15 protein-coding genes, 4 tRNA genes and 1 riboswitch are annotated in these 16,829 nt (G+C 63.7%); of the genes, 2 read left to right on the top strand and 17 right to left on the bottom strand.

The window, feature by feature from the left end; translation table 11 throughout:
- Positions 1 to 108: 108 nt before the first annotated feature.
- From J7548_RS04570 to J7548_RS04600, 7 genes are all read right to left on the bottom strand, one after another.
- Positions 109 to 411, bottom strand: a complete 303-nt coding sequence (locus J7548_RS04570) for a hypothetical protein (RefSeq protein ID WP_290970950.1) — start codon at positions 409 to 411, stop codon at positions 109 to 111.
- Between the two features lie 197 nt (positions 412 to 608).
- The gene (locus J7548_RS04575) at positions 609 to 1,136 is read right to left on the bottom strand and encodes a 6,7-dimethyl-8-ribityllumazine synthase (RefSeq protein WP_290971617.1); all 528 of its coding nucleotides are present in this window, start codon (positions 1,134 to 1,136) and stop codon (positions 609 to 611) included.
- Positions 1,137 to 1,226: 90 nt separating this feature from the next.
- Positions 1,227 to 1,402, bottom strand: a riboswitch (FMN riboswitch).
- Positions 1,403 to 1,521: 119 nt separating this feature from the next.
- Positions 1,522 to 3,174, bottom strand: a complete 1,653-nt coding sequence (gene ybaL, locus J7548_RS04580; protein WP_290970953.1) for a YbaL family putative K(+) efflux transporter — start codon at positions 3,172 to 3,174, stop codon at positions 1,522 to 1,524.
- Positions 3,175 to 3,338: 164 nt separating this feature from the next.
- A complete protein-coding gene (htpX, locus tag J7548_RS04585) occupies positions 3,339 to 4,214 on the bottom strand; it encodes a protease HtpX (RefSeq protein WP_290970956.1) in 876 nt (291 codons plus the stop codon).
- A 127-nt stretch (positions 4,215 to 4,341) separates the two neighbouring features.
- On the bottom strand, positions 4,342 to 4,932 hold the full coding sequence (locus J7548_RS04590; protein WP_290970959.1) for a hypothetical protein: 591 nt from the start codon (positions 4,930 to 4,932) through the stop codon (positions 4,342 to 4,344).
- Positions 4,933 to 5,129: 197 nt separating this feature from the next.
- Positions 5,130 to 5,345: a YbdD/YjiX family protein gene (locus J7548_RS04595; RefSeq protein ID WP_290970961.1), complete on the bottom strand. Its 216-nt coding sequence runs from the start codon at positions 5,343 to 5,345 to the stop codon at positions 5,130 to 5,132.
- A gap of 13 nt (positions 5,346 to 5,358) precedes the next feature.
- Entirely contained in the window at positions 5,359 to 7,425 is a 2,067-nt protein-coding gene (locus J7548_RS04600) for a carbon starvation CstA family protein (protein ID WP_290970963.1), read from the bottom strand.
- Positions 7,426 to 7,718: 293 nt separating this feature from the next.
- Between J7548_RS04600 and J7548_RS04605 the strand changes: the two genes are divergently transcribed.
- Positions 7,719 to 9,104, top strand: a complete 1,386-nt coding sequence (locus J7548_RS04605) for a cache domain-containing protein (RefSeq protein ID WP_290970966.1) — start codon at positions 7,719 to 7,721, stop codon at positions 9,102 to 9,104.
- Complete coding sequence (locus tag J7548_RS04610) at positions 9,097 to 9,741, top strand: response regulator transcription factor (protein WP_290970969.1); 645 nt, start codon at positions 9,097 to 9,099, stop codon at positions 9,739 to 9,741. The genes J7548_RS04605 and J7548_RS04610 overlap by 8 nt, the downstream gene beginning before the upstream one ends.
- A gap of 2 nt (positions 9,742 to 9,743) precedes the next feature.
- Here the strand turns inward: J7548_RS04610 and J7548_RS04615 are convergent, their stop codons facing one another.
- The 10 genes from J7548_RS04615 to uvrC all read right to left on the bottom strand — a co-directional run bounded on the left by J7548_RS04615 (position 9,744) and on the right by uvrC (position 16,807).
- Complete coding sequence (locus tag J7548_RS04615; RefSeq protein ID WP_290970972.1) at positions 9,744 to 10,358, bottom strand: histidine phosphatase family protein; 615 nt, start codon at positions 10,356 to 10,358, stop codon at positions 9,744 to 9,746.
- Between the two features lie 3 nt (positions 10,359 to 10,361).
- Entirely contained in the window at positions 10,362 to 11,174 is an 813-nt protein-coding gene (locus J7548_RS04620; protein ID WP_290970975.1) for an adenosylcobinamide-GDP ribazoletransferase, read from the bottom strand.
- The gene (cobT, locus tag J7548_RS04625; protein WP_290970977.1) at positions 11,167 to 12,201 is read right to left on the bottom strand and encodes a nicotinate-nucleotide--dimethylbenzimidazole phosphoribosyltransferase; all 1,035 of its coding nucleotides are present in this window, start codon (positions 12,199 to 12,201) and stop codon (positions 11,167 to 11,169) included. Before cobT ends, J7548_RS04620 begins: the two co-directional genes overlap by 8 nt.
- A gap of 171 nt (positions 12,202 to 12,372) precedes the next feature.
- Complete coding sequence (locus tag J7548_RS04630; protein ID WP_290970979.1) at positions 12,373 to 13,341, bottom strand: chemotaxis protein; 969 nt, start codon at positions 13,339 to 13,341, stop codon at positions 12,373 to 12,375.
- Between the two features lie 360 nt (positions 13,342 to 13,701).
- Positions 13,702 to 13,777: transfer RNA gene (locus J7548_RS04635), tRNA-Gly, on the bottom strand.
- 54 nt (positions 13,778 to 13,831) lie between these two features.
- Positions 13,832 to 13,907 (bottom strand) — tRNA-Gly (locus J7548_RS04640).
- A gap of 11 nt (positions 13,908 to 13,918) precedes the next feature.
- Positions 13,919 to 13,992 (bottom strand) — tRNA-Cys (locus J7548_RS04645).
- Positions 13,993 to 14,157: 165 nt separating this feature from the next.
- Positions 14,158 to 14,233: transfer RNA gene (locus J7548_RS04650), tRNA-Gly, on the bottom strand.
- A gap of 48 nt (positions 14,234 to 14,281) precedes the next feature.
- Positions 14,282 to 14,866 (bottom strand): CDP-diacylglycerol--glycerol-3-phosphate 3-phosphatidyltransferase, encoded by a 585-nt coding sequence (gene pgsA, locus J7548_RS04655; RefSeq protein WP_290970981.1) that lies wholly within the window; start codon positions 14,864 to 14,866, stop codon positions 14,282 to 14,284.
- A gap of 75 nt (positions 14,867 to 14,941) precedes the next feature.
- The gene (gene uvrC, locus J7548_RS04660; RefSeq protein ID WP_290970983.1) at positions 14,942 to 16,807 is read right to left on the bottom strand and encodes an excinuclease ABC subunit UvrC; all 1,866 of its coding nucleotides are present in this window, start codon (positions 16,805 to 16,807) and stop codon (positions 14,942 to 14,944) included.
- Positions 16,808 to 16,829 lie beyond the last annotated feature (22 nt).

The raw sequence follows: 16,829 nt of genomic DNA on the forward strand, positions 1-16,829 counted from the left end.
AGGCGCCCGCGATCAGAAGCTCCCTCGGCAGGAAAAATAAAAATGGCGGCCCAGGCCGCCATTTGTTCATGCGCCGGGACATTCCTGCCCCGGTCGCCCTGCAACTTCTTAACGCTCCCAATACGGCCGCGGATGGTGCCAATGGCGGTGCCGGCGATAATAATCGCGCTCCACATACACCGGTGCCGGATTGACGTAGTAGACCGGCGCCGGCCGCACATAAACCGGGGGCGGCGCGACATAGACCGGCGCAGGCTGGACATAAACCGGCGGCGGAGGCATGTAGTAAGGGCCCGGAACGCCGATGTTCACGCCGACCGAGACATGCCCTGCCATGGCCGGCGCGGCGGACAGGCCGGCCAATGCTGCGATGGCAAACATGCCGGCAATCATGGGGATCGACTTTTTCACGATAGCTCCTTTATTTGTTCTGGAATGCGTACCGTGAATATATGCTCCGGCGCGCTGCCCGGCTAGGGGAAAGGCGTAATGTTTGTAAGCAAATGCTTCACAGGCATCAAGAATATTGATGCCTTATCGATGCCTGCAAAGCTGATCCGGCATGAAGCGACTTTCCGTCTCATGCCTTCTCCCGTAACCCAAGCGGATCAAGCCGCATTCAATGCCGGCCTGGCGCCTTGCCCCGCCCTGGCTTCGGCCAGCTTGGCGACGGTCGTCGCGCAGGCATGGGCGGCCTCTCGGCCCTTGACCAGGAAATGCTCATGGAAAAAGGCCTGGTGCTCGCCGTGCGAATGGAAATGATGCGGCGTCAATACGGCCGAAAAGACCGGCACTTCAGTCTCGAGCTGGACCTGCATCAGCGCCGAGACCACCGCTTGCGCGACGAAGTCATGGCGATAGATGCCGCCGTCGACCACCAGCGCGCTGGCGACCACGCCGGCATATTTGCCGCTCTTGGCAAGCACCTTCGCATGCAAGGGGATTTCGAACGCCCCCGGCAGCTCGAAGAAATCGATGCTGTCGGCGGGCCAGCCCAGCTTGGCCATTTCATCGGTGAAGGCAATGCGGCACTGGTCGACGATCTCCTTGTGCCAGCAGGCCTGGACAAAGGCGATGCGCCTGCCGTGGCCGGCCGCGGAAAGATGCTGGTGGGGAAATGCGGATTGGGAAGTGATTTGAGACACGGTTCAGGACTCCTGTTCGATGAATAAACAGGGCGTGGGAATGCGCGGCTGCGCGCGCATTGCACATGCGCGCTGCCAGCATCCCGTTCTCTTTCATCCGGACTATGACCGTCGGCCCCGGGATCCCACCGGGTCTGCTGACCCCGGCGCCGAAAGGAATCGGCATGCCGGGCGCTCGCGGGCTGCATGCCGGCGCCGGACTAGCGCGCCGCATGATTACCGCCGGTGGGGAATTTCACCCCGCCCCGAGAACTTGTTGCCGCGCATCGGACGCGAGATCCATCAGCACGGCAGACAGGACTTTAGCACGGCCTAAAAAATGCTGCAGGGCGCAATGGATAGGGCGACGCGGCTCCTATCCGTACCGCCAATCCGCTCAGGCGCCCTGCCCGAGCGCGCCCAGCATGCCGCGGGCGATCTCGCGTTCGCCCATGATCACATGATGGGCGCCATGCTTTTCCAGATGCTCGATTTCGGCATCGGAATGGGCCCGCGCCACGATCTGCAGGTTGGGATTGGCCGCGCGCGCATGCTCGATCAACTGCCCCGCCTCGAAGACTTCGGGAATCGCCACCAGCAGCCAGCGCGCACGCCCGATGGCGGCGGCCGTCAGCAGGTCGGTCTGCGCCCCGTTGCCGTACAGTACCGGGATGCCCTCGGCGCGCAAGGCCTCGACGCTTTCGATCTGCGCCTCCAGCACCACGAAAGGCGTCCCCTGGCGACGCAATTGCTCGCCGATGCCGCGCCCCACCCGGCCATAGCCGACCAGCACCACGTGCCCTTCCAGGTCGACCTCCTGCTGCGCCACTTCGACCGGGGCTTCGCTGCCCTCGCGGGCTTCGATCCACGGCTTGCAGCGGTCCAGCAGGGAGAACAGCAAGGGATTGATCAGGATGGAAAGGATCGCGCCGCCCAGGATCAGGTCGCGCGCCACCGGCGACAACAGGTCCAGCGAAATGCCGAGCGTAGCCAGGATGAAGGAGAATTCGCCGATCTGCGCCAGGCTGGCCGAAATGGTCAGCGCGGTCGACATCGGATAGCCGAACATGCGCACGATCAGCCAGGCCGCCAGCGACTTGCCGACCACGATGATCAGTACCGTGGCCAGCACCAGCAGCGGCTCGCGCACCAATATCGAGGGGTCGAACAACATGCCCACCGATACGAAGAACAGCACCGCGAAGGCATCGCGCAGCGGCAAGGATTCCTCCGCGGCGCGATGGCTCAGTTCCGACTCGGACAAGATCATGCCGGCGAAGAAGGCGCCCAGCGCGAACGACACGCCGAACACATACGCCGACCCCAGCGCAAACCCGAGCGCGATCGCCAGCACCGCCAGGCGGAACAGCTCGCGCGAGCCGGTATCGGCGATGCGCTCAAGGATCCACGGAATCATGCGGCGCCCGACGATCAACATCACCGCCACGAAGGCCACCACCTTGCCCAGCGTCATGCCCAGCGTCAGCAGCACGGCATTGCCGCTCATCGCATCGCCCTTGCCGCCGAGCAGGCCGGAGAGCGCCGGGATCAGCACCAGCGCCAGCACCATTGCGATATCTTCCACGATCAGCCAGCCGACGGCGATGCGCCCGCGATTGGTTTCCACCAGGCGCCGCTCCTGCAGCGCCGTCAGCAGCACCACCGTACTGGCCACCGACAAGGCCAGGCCGAACAGGAAACCTTCTCCCATCGGCCATCCCAGCGCCCAGCCCAGCCCCATGCCAAGCAGGGTGGCGATGGCGATCTGCGCCACGGCGCCGGGGATGGCGATACTTTTGACCGAGAGCAGGTCCTTCAGCGAAAAATGCAGGCCGACGCCGAACATCAGCAGGATGACGCCGATCTCGGCCAGTTCCTGCGCCAGGTTGGAATCTCCGACAAAGCCCGGGGTGAACGGGCCCATGGCGATGCCGGCGACCAGGTAGCCGATCAGCGGCGGCATCTTGAAACGGTTGGCCAGGGTGCCGAAAATGAACGCCAGCACCAGGCCACCGACAATGGTGGCGATAAGCGGGGTGTGATGGGGCATCGGTCAGTAGTCCTTTCGAAGTGGATGATTGGAATTGTTTTGGGAGCGACTGCGGCAACGGCAGAGACTGCACCGACGGCGCCGTAAAGACTATCACGTACGCCGCCGGCCGTCCGCTGCGGCGCATGGCGCGGCGCCGTGGCGGACTGGCGGGCGCGCCCTGGTCAGCGGCGCGCCTGCAGCGCGGCGATGCGCGACTCCAGCGGCGGATGGCTGGAGAACAGGCCCAGCCAAGACTCGCGGCCGGAGATCCCGGATGCCTGCAGGTTCTGCGGCAAGCCGTCCGGCTGCATGCCGCCCAGGCGGCGCAAGGCATTGATCATCGGCGCATTCGATCCCATCAGCGCGGCGGCGCCGGCATCGGCGCGGAATTCGCGCTGGCGCGAGAAATACATGACGATGACGCTGGCCAGGATGCCGAACACGATCTCGCACACGACCACCGTCACCATGTAGCCGATGCCCGGCCCCGACTGCTCGCTGTTGCGGCGCAAGGCAGCATCGACGAAATACCCGACCACGCGGGCGATGAACATGACGAAGGTGTTGACCACGCCCTGGATCAGCGTGAGCGTCACCATGTCGCCGTTGGCGATGTGCGCCACTTCGTGCGCCAGCACCGCCTCGACTTCTTCCTTGGTCATCCCCTGCAGCAGGCCGCTGGAAACCGCCACCAGCGAATTGCTCTTGCTGGCGCCGGTGGCGAAGGCGTTGGGCGGGCCATCGTAGACCGCCACTTCCGGCATCGGAAGCTGGGCGCGGGTGGCCAGGCCCTGGACGGTGTTGAGCAACCACAGTTCAGTGGAATTCTGCGGCTGTTCGATCACGCGCGCGCCGGTCGACCACTTGGCGATGGTCTTGGACATCAGCAGCGAGATGAAGGAGCCACCGAAACCGATCAGGGCGCAGAAGGCCAGCAGCATGCCGAAATTCATGCCGTTGGCGGTCAGGTAGCGGTTGATGCCGAGCAGGCTGGCGGTAAAGCTCAGCACCAGCATCACGGCAAGGTTGGTTACTAAGAACAGGATGATGCGTTTCATGGTTTTCCCCGATTGAATGGTGATCTACCCGCTCCCCCTTCGAGAGGATGGGCGGCAGCAAGCGACGTCATGCGCGGGCGCGGGCAAAGCGATGCCCGCATGCCGTGTCAGCGCACGAAAAAGGGAGTCAGGCTAATGGAGGCGGACGCAACAGGTCGCGTATGGAGGACGGCCAGATCAACGGGGCCGCAAAAAGATGCGGGAAAGGCTGCCAGGCTGCATCCAGCGTGGCGATGCGGGCCGGAATGGCATGCTCTTCGCATTCCGCCTGGGAGCTCGGGAAGTTGCTGTCGTCATTTTCCGCCGGCTGGTCGGAGGCGGCTACCGCCGTCGACGACAACTCCGCCTCGATCGCGGCGTTGATCGGAACGGCGTTTTTTTCTCCCGCCGCCTCGCCGGCCCGCGCCATCTCGGCAGGCCCGGTGGCAACGCCGGAGAAAACCGCCGCTCCCCGGTTCCCCGGCCCTGTGCCCGACGGCAGGTCGCCCACCGTCGCCGCCAGCAATTGCAGCGGGAGCAGGAAGGCCAACAGCAGTAATAGCAGTCGTCGCATCGTTTCGTTAGTGACAGGGAGATAGAGTGGCGCCGGCAAATCAGCAAATCGGTAAATCCGCGGCAGCCCGGCATTATACGCAAATGCATGCGGCTGCCGGCCGATGCTGCGGCGCCCCTTGGATAAAAAGTTACTCACAGAAGCTGTGAACAAGTCTGTGGACAAGCCCTTGCCGGTTATCGGACATCCTTTCGCCACAAGGGTTTCCAATAAATTGCCCGCAATTTGGACAGGCCGGCCGACCGTAGGCCAGGCGGCCTCGCCAGGCCCTATCCGGCGGGCATGGCATGGAATGCTTGTTGACGACGAGCAATAAAAAAGGAGGCCCAAGGCCTCCTTTTTTGTGCGACGCAATGTGGATATCAGCAACAGCGCCCTACCCGTCCCTTGCCGCCGTAGCGCGCTTCCTGCCGTTCGCGGAAGAACTCCTCGTAGCTCATCACGCAATGGTCGGGATGGGCATGCTTCATATGGGCGACGTAATTGTCGTACTCCGGCATGCCGACCATCAGGTTCAGCGTGCGGCCGGCCTGGCGGCGCCAGGCCAGCAGTTGCGCGAGCGCGCCTGACATTTTCATGGCCCGGCTCCCGTCACTGTTGCACGGCGGCGGCCGGCAGCGCTTCATACGGCGCTTCCCGCACGCTGGGCTGGTTGGCGGCGCGCGCCTTGAGCACGGTGCGGATGCCGAACACCAGCACGCTCACCACCACCAGCATGAACATTGCCGCCAGGCCGGCATCGATGTAGTCGTTGAAGATCACCTGATGCATCTGCTCCATCGACTTGGCCGGGGCCAACAGCTTGCCTTCGTCCAGCGCGGCTTTGTACTTGGCCGCATGCGCCAGGAAGCCGACGCGCGGATTGGCGTCGAACACCTTCTGCCAGCCGGCCGTCAGGGTGCAGACCAGCAGCCAGGCAGTCGGCGCCACCGTCACCCAGGCGAAACGGTCGCGCTTCATCTTGAACAGCACGCAGGTCGCCAGAATCAGCGCGATGCCGGCCAGCATCTGGTTGGAGATGCCGAACAGCGGCCACAGGGTATTGATGCCGCCCAGCGGATCGACCACGCCCTGATACAGGAAGTAGCCCCAGCCGGCCACGCACAGGCCGGTGGCGGTCAGGCTGGCGGCCCAGGAATCGGTGCGCTTCATCGGCGGGATGAAGGCGCCCAGCAAGTCCTGCAGCATGAAGCGGCCGGCCCGTGTGCCCGCATCCACCGCGGTCAGGATGAACAGCGCCTCGAACAGGATGGCGAAGTGGTACCAGAAGGCCATCATCGCCTCGCCGGTCACGCCGGAGAGGATCTGCGCCATGCCCACCGCCAGCGTCGGCGCGCCGCCCGCGCGCGAGATGATGGTGTGCTCGCCAACCGCCTGCGCGGTATGGGTCAGCATCTCGGGCGTGATGTGGAAGCCCCACTGTGAGATGACCTGGGCGACGTTGTCCGGCGTGGTGCCGATCAGCGCGGCCGGGCTGTTCATCGCGAAGTAGATGCCCGGCTCGATGCAGGAGGCGGCGATCAGCGCCATGATGGCGACGAAGGATTCCATCAGCATCGCGCCGTAACCGATGAAGCGCGCATGCTTTTCATTTTCCAGCAGCTTGGGCGTGGTGCCCGACGAAATCAGCGCATGGAAGCCCGACACCGCGCCGCAGGCGATGGTGATGAACAGGAACGGGAACAGCGAACCCGACCACACCGGGCCGCTGCCGTCGATGAAGCGCGTGACCGCGTGCATCTTCAGGTGCGGGGCGATGAACACGATCCCCAGCGCCAGCGCCACGATGGTGCCGATCTTGAGGAAAGTGGAGAGGTAGTCGCGCGGCGCCAGCAGCAGCCATACCGGCAGCACCGAGGCGACGAAGCCGTAGCCGATCAGCATCCAGGTCAGTTGCTTGCCGTCGAAGGTGAACATCTGGCCCAGCGCCGGATGCTCCTGCACATACTGGCCGCCGACGATGGCCAGCATCAGCAGCACGAAGCCGATCCACGACACCTCGCCGATGCGGCCCGGGCGGATGTAGCGCGAATACACGCCCATGAACAGCGCGATGGGAATGGTCGCCGCCACGGTGAAGGTACCCCAGGGCGATTCGGCCAGCGCCTTGACCACGATCAGCGCCAGCACCGCCAGGATGATCACCATGATCATGAAGGCGCCGAACAGCGCGATCACGCCCGGCACCTGGCCCAGCTCAGACTTGATCAGGTCGCCCAGCGAACGGCCGTCGCGGCGGCTGGAGATGAACAGCACCATGAAGTCCTGCACCGCGCCGGCGAACACCACGCCGGCCAGGATCCACAGCATGCCCGGCAGGTAGCCCATCTGCGCGGCCAGCACCGGGCCGACCAGCGGGCCGGCGCCGGCGATGGCGGCGAAATGGTGGCCGAACAGCACATACTTGTTGGTCGGCACGTAATCCAGGCCGTCGTTGAACTTGTAGGCCGGCGTCATGCGCTGGCCGTCCAGCCCGAGCACGCGGTCGGCGATGAACTTGCTGTAGAAGCGGTAGGCGATCAGGTAGACGCACACCGACGCCACCACCAGCCATACCGCGTTGATCGATTCGCCGCGCTGCAACGCGACGTAGGCGCATGCAAATGCGCCCGCCAGGGCCAGCGCGAGCCAGCCCAGCCTGGGAATAATCCGGTTCATTGTTCTCCTCCCGAGCAGGGAATCTTGATAATAGGAATGTTTTATTGTTTGTTTGCCTTGGCGCACCCCGTTCTCGAACGGGCGTTTCCCCGGCCTGTGCAGGCTCAAAAAATATTCGAGAAACGGGCAGTAGTATTCGATATCGGGCGCTACGCCCACAAGCGCAGGACTACGCAGAACCTCTACGTAGAACTACTGAGAATGGCGCAAACCCTTGCCAATCCCTGCCTGCAAGCGAGACAAATGCGCCATCTTTCCAGCGAATATGAAAAGGCATTCGGTAGAATCGCGTCATGAAACTGCGCCAGAAAATCATCTTCCTCGCCATCGTTCCGCTGTGCCTGGCCATCGCCGCCATCGCGCTGGTGGTGCGGCACCAGGCGGTGGAACTGGGGCGCCAGCAGCGCGCCTCGATTGAAGCGGCCTACCTCGCCAGCAAGAACGCTGAACTCAAGCACTATGTGGACCTGGCCATCCATGCGGTCAGCCATCTCTACAACTCCGGCCGCAGCGACGAAGCGGTCCGCGACGAAGCCCGGCGCATCCTGGCCGACCTCGAATTCAGCGACGACGGCTATTTCTTCGTCTACGACCAGAACGGCCGCAACGTGATGCATCCGCGCCAGCCCGAACTGGTCGGCACCGAGATGTGGGACTGGCGCGATGCATCCGGCAGCCTGACCATCCAGCACCTTATCGAGCGCGCCAACCAGGGCGGCGGCTACGAACGCTACCTGTGGCAGAAGCCATCGAGCAAGAACGTCGCACCCAAGCTCGGCTATGTAGCGGGCTTGCCGCGCTGGGGCTGGGTGATCGGCACCGGCATCTATCTCGACGATGTCGACGCCGCGCTGTCCAAGATCGACAACCAGATCTCCGGACACGTCCGCCAGACCATGCTGATGATCGCCGTCATCGCGGTCCTGAGCGCGCTGGCGGTGGCCTTGTCCGGCCTGCTGCTCAACATCAGCGAACACCGCGTGGCCGATGCCAAGCTGCGGCAACTGGCGCAGCGGGTGGTGCGTTCGCAGGAAGACGAGCGCGCCCGCCTCTCGCGCGACCTGCACGACGGCATCAGCCAGTGGCTGGTCTCGATCAAGCTGCAGATCGAAGCGGCGCTGATCCGCCTCAACGGCACGCCGGAGCAGGTGCAGGCCGCGCGCGGCGCGTTTGAAAAGACCGCCGTCCAGATCAACGGCGTGCTGGCCGAAGTGCGGCGCATCTCGCACGACCTGCGCCCGGCCATCCTGGACGACCTGGGGCTGGCGGCCGCGCTGGAACACCTGTGCGGGGAATGGCGCGAAACCGCCGGCGCCGGCACAGCCATCCATTTCGAAACCGAGGGCGAAACCGGCCCGCTGCCGGACGTGGTCAATACCGTGCTGTTTCGCGTGACGCAGGAAGCGCTGACCAATATCGCGCGCCATGCCGGCGCCACCGAGATCACGGTGCGCCTGCACAGCGGGAAAACCTTCGTGATGCTGCAGGTGCGCGACAACGGCTCCGGCTTCAATGTCGACCAGGTCGACGACCACCCGCGGCGCGGCATCGGCCTGCGCAACATGCAGGAACGCATGGAAGCCGTAGGCGGCGAACTCGATCTGGACTCCTCCCCGGCCGGCACGCAAGTCACCGCGCTGGTTCCCCGCCAATCCTCCTTTGCCCATTCCCATGCCTGATACCCAAAACCCCACTACCCGCGTGATGCTGATCGACGACCACCCGCTGGTGCGCGACGGCTTGCGCGCCCGGCTGGAAACGGTGCCCGGCCTGGCGGTCGTGGCCGAAGCCGGCAATGCGGAAGAGGCGCTGGCGGAGGCCGCCCGGCAGGAAGTCGATCTGGCGCTGATGGATATCAACATGCGCGGCACCAACGGCATTGAGCTGACCGCGCAATTCCACGCCCGCCATCCCGAGATCGCGGTGCTGATCCTGAGTATGCATGACAAGGGCGAATACGTGATGCAGTCGATCCAGGCCGGGGCCCGCGGCTACGTGCTCAAGGACGCGCCCAGCCAGGACATCGTGCAAGCCATCGAAACCGTGAAATCGGGCGGGATCTACTACAGCGCCGCCCTGGCGCGCCAGCTGACCCAGCCGCTGCCGGAACGCGAACTGCTGACGCTGCGCGAGCGCGAAGTGCTCAAGCACATCGCCAACGGCGAATCCAACAAGCAGATCGCGCGCGAACTCGACCTGAGCGTGCGCACCGTGGAAACCCACCGGCTCAACATCAAGCGCAAGCTCAATATCGACGGCCAGGCCGAACTGATCAAGTTCGCGGTGGAATCGCTGCGGCTGGAAGGGAAAATCTGAAATCAGCCCGGTTTGCCGGGCAAGGCATCGGCCTCAAGAGTAACAACCTCGCCGAATCCGATCTCGCACCGGTCGGCCGCGGCCTGCAAGGCGATCGCCTCCATCGCGCCGGCATCGGGAAGCGCGCCGGCGTCGCGCCCGGCATGCCATGCCGCGCAGGCGCGCAGCATGCGGATCGAGCCGCCGTGGCATATCACGATGGCTTGCTCATCGCCGCCGCGGCGCAAGCTATCGAAGACGGCCCACACGCGTTGCGCGACCGTCACTAGCGTCTCGCCTCCGCCAGGCGCGTAGTGCAACAAGTCGCTGTTCCAGGCTTCGACCTCATTCCAGGCGATATCGTCCCAGGCGCGCAGCTCCCAACTGCCGAAGTCCATTTCCTGCAAGCCGCTCTCGAAGGTGGGTTCTTCGCTATCCAACGTCTGCGCCAAAACCTTAGCCAGACCGGCGCAGCGCTGCAAGGGACTGGAAACGATCGGCACGCCCTGCGGCAACGAGGGGCTTACGCGCGCGCAGCACGATGCCAATTCGGCAGGGGCCACTGCAACATCGCTGCTGCCGTAGCAATAGGCTTGGCCGAGGATGGTCGCGGGATGGCGAACCAGATGCAGGCGCATCGATCAGTGCCCGAGAAAACCGGGAGCCGCCGCCAGCGCCCCCAGGTAGAAAGCTGCCTCGCTCAGTTGCTGGACCGCCCCCAGGCAATCGCCGGTATAGCCGCCCAAACGCCGGCTGAACTTGCGCGCCAGCCAGGCAGCCGCCAGCGCGGCCAGGACCAGGCCGGCCGCGATGCGCTGCCACGACATCAGCCCCCAGTACGCCACGCCAATGACGGGCAAGGCCGCGAAAACGGTCGCCAGCAGGAATTCGCCGCCGCCCATGTGCTGCGCCAGCGGCTTGGCCTTGCCCTCTTCGCGCACGTAATCCATATTCCGGATCAGGCAAGTCGCCAGCCAGCGCGACAGCGGATGGGCGATGCCCAGCGCGGCCAGCACCTGCAACGGCAGCAAGGCGTTGAGCGCCACCAGCTTCAATGCCAGCAGCATGGCGATGCCGATCGCGCCATAGGCGCCCACGCGCGAATCGCGCATGATCTCCAGCGCGCGCTCGCGGGTGACGCCGCCGCCAAGGCCGTCGCATACATCGGCGAAACCGTCCTCATGGAAAGCGCCGGTCAGCCAGATGCCGGCAACGGTGGACAACAGCACCGCCACGGCATGCGGCCAGAACTGGGCCGCCAGCACATATGCCAGCGCCGTCACCCAGGCCACGATCCAGCCGACCAGCGGGAAATAACGCGTGCAGCGCTGCAGCCAATCAGGATGGAATCCGACCCAGCGGGGAATCGGCAGCCGCGTGAAAAATTGCAGCGCGATGAAAAACAGCCGCAGCTGATGCGCCGCGCCACGGCTGGAAGTTGGGTGTTCAGCCATTTTTCCCGTTGACGCCGGCCGATGAAAAAGTCGCCATGCGCTCCAGAAAATTCACCGCCGCGCGCAACAGCGGCAGTGCCAGCGCGCTGCCGGTTCCCTCCCCCAGGCGCAGGTCGAGCTGCATCAGCGGGCGGGCCTTGAGGTAGTCCAGCATGCGGCGATGGCCGGCCTCGTCCGAGCAATGCGAGAACACGCAGTACTCCAGCACCGCGGGCTGCAAGGCTGCCGCCGCCAGCAAGGCGGCGGTGACGATGAAACCGTCCACCAGCAAGACCATGCGCCGTTGCGCGCCCCGCAGCATGGCGCCGGCGATGAAGGCGATCTCGAAGCCGCCGAAGGCCGCCAGCACGTCCAGCGGCGCCTTGGCGCCGGCATGCAGGCGCAAGGCCCGCTCGATGACCGCGCGCTTGTGCGCGATCCCCGCCGCATCCAGCCCGGTGCCGGCGCCCACGCAATCGGCCGCGGCAATCCCCGTGAAGGCGGCCATCAGCGCCGCAGCCGAAGTGGTGTTGCCGATGCCCATTTCGCCAAAGCCCAGCACATCGCAGTCCAGTCCATCGACGAAACGCATTCCGGCCTCCAGCGCGCGTGCGCACTCGTCCTCGCGCATCGCCGCCTGCTCGCAGAAATTGCGGGTACCGGGAGCCACCTTGCAGTCGACCAGGCCGGCGCGCGCGCCGAAGTCGTGGTTCACGCCGGCATCGACGATATGCAGCGCGCAATCGTTCTGCCGGGCGAAGACATTGATGGCGGCGCCGCCGGCCAGGAAATTCTCGACCATCTGCCAGGTCACGCTTGGCGGATAGGCGGAGATCCCTTCCGCGGTCACCCCATGGTCGCCGGCGCAGACGACGATGGCCGGCCTGGCGATCGCCGGATGCTCGCTGCGCTGGATCAGCCCGATCTGGCGCGCCAGCCGCTCCAGCACGCCGAGGCTGCCTTGCGGTTTGGTCTTGTCGTCGATACGGGCATCGAGCCGCGCAGCCAGTTCGGGATCGTGGATCGATGGGATGGCGGGAATCGGCATGGATACTGGGCGCGGCGTAGTGGAAAGAGCGACAGTATAAGAGATCGATGTCCGTCGAGGGAGTAGCTGCCAACGGGCAGTCCGGCAGGCCGATATCCCCCGGCAAAGAAAAAGAGCCCGGATGGGCTCTTTTCCGTTAGCGGCCAAACGGCCCTTGCATCCCCGGGGACATCAGTTCTGCGCGCGCTCCATCACGCCGAAAATCGTCTCGGCCAGTTCATTGGCCTCGAACTTGCCGACATAGGCGTCCGCTCCCACGCTCTTGACATGTTCCTCATTGGTCGAGCCCGACAACGAAGAGTGGATGATCACCGGGATATTTTTCAGGAACTCATCGCGCTTGATGTTGCGGGTCAGGGTGAAGCCATCCATCTCCGGCATTTCCAGGTCGGTCAGCACGAAGGCAATCCGGTCCGAGATCGGCACGCCTGCGCTGCGCGCTTCCTGCGCCATTTTCTGGATCTTGAGCCAGGCCTCGGCGCCGGTGATATGCATCTCGAAGGGAATCTCCATGGCGCGCAGCCCCTGCTCGATCAACGAGCGCGCGACCTTGGAGTCGTCCGCGGCAATGGCGACGGCGCCGGGCTTGATGCCGTACTTGTTGCCCCGGCCCAGGTTTTCCATTTTCATGTCGCGGTCGCTCGGCATGATTTCGTACAGGATCTGTTCGACGTCGAGCACCTGCGCCAGCCTGCTGGTGTCCTTGTCGGCATCCAGGCGCGCGATGCTGGTGACGAAGTTGCCGCCGGTCCTGGATTCGGCCGACAACACCTGGCTCCACTCCAGGCGCACGATCTCGTCCACCGATTCCACCGCGAAGGCTTGCGTGCTGCGCGCGTATTCGGTCACCAGCAGGATATTGAGGCCGGTCTTGGGCACACAGCCGACCACTGCCGGCAAGTCGATCACCGAAATGATCTGGCCGCGGATATTGACCATGCCCAGCATCGGCGACTGCGTGCCGGCCGCCTTGGTGACGGGCGGCATCGGGACGATTTCGCGGATCTTGAACACATTGATGCCGAACAGTTCGGAGCGCTCCCCATACGCATCCGTCCCCAGGCGGAACAGCAGGAGCTCGAACTTGTTGGATGCCGTGAGATTGGTTCTTTCATCAATCTCTTTTTGAAAACTGTCCATTTTTCCCCCGAATCATATGGATAGACAGGCAACAAGCCTGAGTTTGTCAATGTAGATGGGAAACCTGGCAATAGCAATCGGGGCTATCCACCCAAGGCAAAATATATTTCTTTTCGTTGTTTGCGCTCAAACAAGATTTCCATCCAGTAATTCCCACCTTGTTTGAGCCGGCCGCTCCGGCATCCCGGAAATAGCTTAAAAAATATAAAACAATAGGATTATCCCTTCGCATGGCGATGCGAAATGAATGCATGAAAACGGGGGGATGGGGAAAAACCGGGGTTCGGCAAGAAATCGGCATCAGCGGAAGCGAATGCAGAAATGACAAGAGGAAGCCCTCAGGCTTCCTCTTGTTCAATTTGGAGCGGGAGAAGAGTCTCGAACTCTCGACCTATACCTTGGCAAGGTATCGCTCTACCAACTGAGCTACTCCCGCATGGGACCTTACTTGCTGCTACTGCCGGAAGAAGCTGCGCTTCCTCCTTGAAACTGGAGCGGGAGAAGAGTCTCGAACTCTCGACCTATACCTTGGCAAGGTATCGCTCTACCAACTGAGCTACTCCCGCATGGAGTGTTTTGGAGGCGGGGGTCGGGATCGAACCGGCGTAGACGGCTTTGCAGGCCGCTGCATAACCACTTTGCTACCCCGCCTTGGGGACACGCATACTACCTAAAACGCGCGTTGTTTGCAAACAGCTTTCTTGCAAACATTTTATCGACTGATCCAACCTTCGCTGCAACTGCACCGCTGATGCGTGCGCGCCTCGTACAATAAAAAAAGGAAGCTTTGTTAGGCTTCCTTTTTTCCAAGTAACCTGGAGCGGGAGAAGAGTCTCGAACTCTCGACCTATACCTTGGCAAGGTATCGCTCTACCAACTGAGCTACTCCCGCATCGACAACAGAACGCTATTATAGGACGCGCTCAGAAATTGTCAACTATCAATTGCTATTTTCCTGCACCTTCTTGATGAGCGGCATCGCGCGGCGCAGATAGTAAAGCATCGACCATACCGTCAGCACCGCGGCCACGAACAGCAGGACCGCGCCCCACAGGCGCGTATCGACCACGCCCAGCAGCGTGTCGTAGTAGAGCAGCATGGGAATGGCGATCATCTGCGCGGTGGTCTTGATCTTGCCCAGCGAGCTCACCGCCACCGACTTGGAGGCGCCGATCTGCGCCATCCATTCGCGCAGCGCCGAGATCGCGATCTCGCGGCCGATGATGATGAAGGCGATGATGGGATGCACGCGGCCCAGATGCACCAGCACCAGCAAGGCGCCGGTGACCATCAGCTTGTCGGCCACCGGATCGAGGAAGGCGCCGAACGCCGAGGTCTGGTTCCAGCGGCGCGCCAGGAAACCGTCGAACCAGTCGGTCAGCGCGGCGACGATGAACACGATGGTGGAGGCGATGCCCTGTTCGAAGCGGCTCAGGCCGATTTCCGGCAGGTAGAACACGCCGACGACCAGCGGGATCAGCGCGACCCGCAGCCAGGTCAGCAAAATGGGAATATTGAAAGGCATACGTCTTGTTGGTTTGAAAGCGGCGTACACAAAAAATTTTACCGAATAGTAGCAGAGTAGCCCTGTATGCGGCTCCTAGTGCAACTGGCGGTAGATCTCTTCGGCTAGTTGGCGCGAGATGCCGTCCACCGACGCCAGCTCGTCGACGCTGGCGTCAGCCACCCCGCGCAGGCCGCCGAAACGCGCCAGCAAGCGCTGCCGCCGCTTGGCGCCGACGCCTTCGATCTCTTCCAGGCGCGAGGTCTGGCGCGCCTTGGCGCGCTTGGCGCGCATGCCGGTGATGGCGAAGCGGTGGGCCTCGTCGCGGATCTGCGCGATCAGCATCAGCGCGGCCGACTCCTTGCCCAGCTCCTTGGGTTCGCGGCCGTCGACGAACACCAGCGTTTCCAGGCCGACCTTGCGCCCTTCTCCCTTGGCCACGCCGACGATCAAGCCGATGTCCAGGCCCAATTCGGTAAATACCTGGCGCGCCATCTCCACCTGGCCGCGGCCGCCGTCGATGAGCACGATGTCGGGCATCACGCCTTCGCCGTTGGCGACCTTCTCATAGCGGCGCATCAGCACCTGGCGCATGGCGGCATAGTCGTCGCCGGGGGTGATGTCGTTGATGTTGTAGCGGCGGTACTCGCCGTTCTGCATCGCATGATGGTGGAACACCACGCACGAAGCCTGGGTGGCTTCGCCTTGCGTGTGGCTGATGTCGAAGCATTCGGCGCGCAGGTTTTCCAGGTCTTCGCCCTCCAGCCCCAGCACTTCGGCCAACGCGCGCGTGCGCGATTGCTGCGAACCCTGCTCCGACAGCAGCCGCGCCAGCGACAGCTCGGCGCCCTTGGCCGCCATCTCCAGCCATTGGCGGCGCTGGCCCTGCGGCTGGAAGGTCAGCGCGATGCGGTGGCCGCACTGCTCCATCAGCGCCATCATCAGCGCCGGATCGTCGAATTCGGTGCTGACGATCAACGAGGCGGGAATGAACTTGTCGATGTAGTGCTGAGCCAGGAAAGCCTTGAGCACTTCGACTTCGATGCTCTCTTCGCCGGTAGCGAGCGCATCGTCCACCTGCGTCGGGAAATACGCGCGGTCGCCCAGGTGGCGGCCGCCGCGCACCATCGCCAGGTTGACGCAGGCGCGCCCGCCCTGCACCACCACGGCGATGATGTCGATGTCGGCGTCGCTTACCGTTTCCATGCTCTGCTGGTGCAGCACCGAGGACAACGACGAAATCTGGTCGCGCACCGCCGCCGCCTGCTCGAACTTGAGGTCGGCCGCGAAGGCGTGCATCTTTTGCTCCAGCGCCTGCATCACCTCGGTCTGGCGCCCACGTAGGAATTTCGAGGCGTTCTCGACATCGATGGCGTAGTCCTCGGCGCTGATCAGCTTCACGCACGGCCCGCTGCAGCGGTGGATCTGGTGCAGCAGGCAGGGCCGCGTACGGTTGGTGAAGACGCTGTCTTCGCAGGTGCGCAGCAGGAATACCTTCTGCAAAATCTGGATCGATTCCTTCACCGCGCCGGCATTCGGGAACGGGCCGAAGTACTGGCTGCGCTTGTCGACCGCGCCGCGGTAGTAGGCCATGCGCGGATAGGTGTGGCCGGTGAGCTTCAGGTAGGGATAGGACTTGTCGTCGCGGAACAGGATGTTGAAGCGCGGACGCAGGGTCTTGATCAGGTTGTTTTCCAGCAGCAGCGCCTCGGCCTCGCTACGCGTGACGGTAGTTTCAAGGCGCGCGATGCGCTCCACCATCATGGCGATGCGCGGGCTGGTCAGGGTCTTCTGGAAATAGCTGGAAACACGCTTCTTCAGGTCGCGCGCCTTGCCGACGTAGAGCACGTTGTCCTGCGCATCGAAGTAGCGGTAGACGCCGGGCAGGTGCGGCAGCCGCGCCACCGTCTCCAGCACGAGTTCGCGCGGATCGGGAAGCTGGGTGTCGGTAGGTTCGGGCATGGCGGCTGGACGGTAAAGCGTA

Source organism: Herbaspirillum sp. (assembly GCF_017744395.1).
In the GTDB taxonomy this organism is placed as follows: Bacteria; Pseudomonadota; Gammaproteobacteria; order Burkholderiales; family Burkholderiaceae_D; genus Herbaspirillum.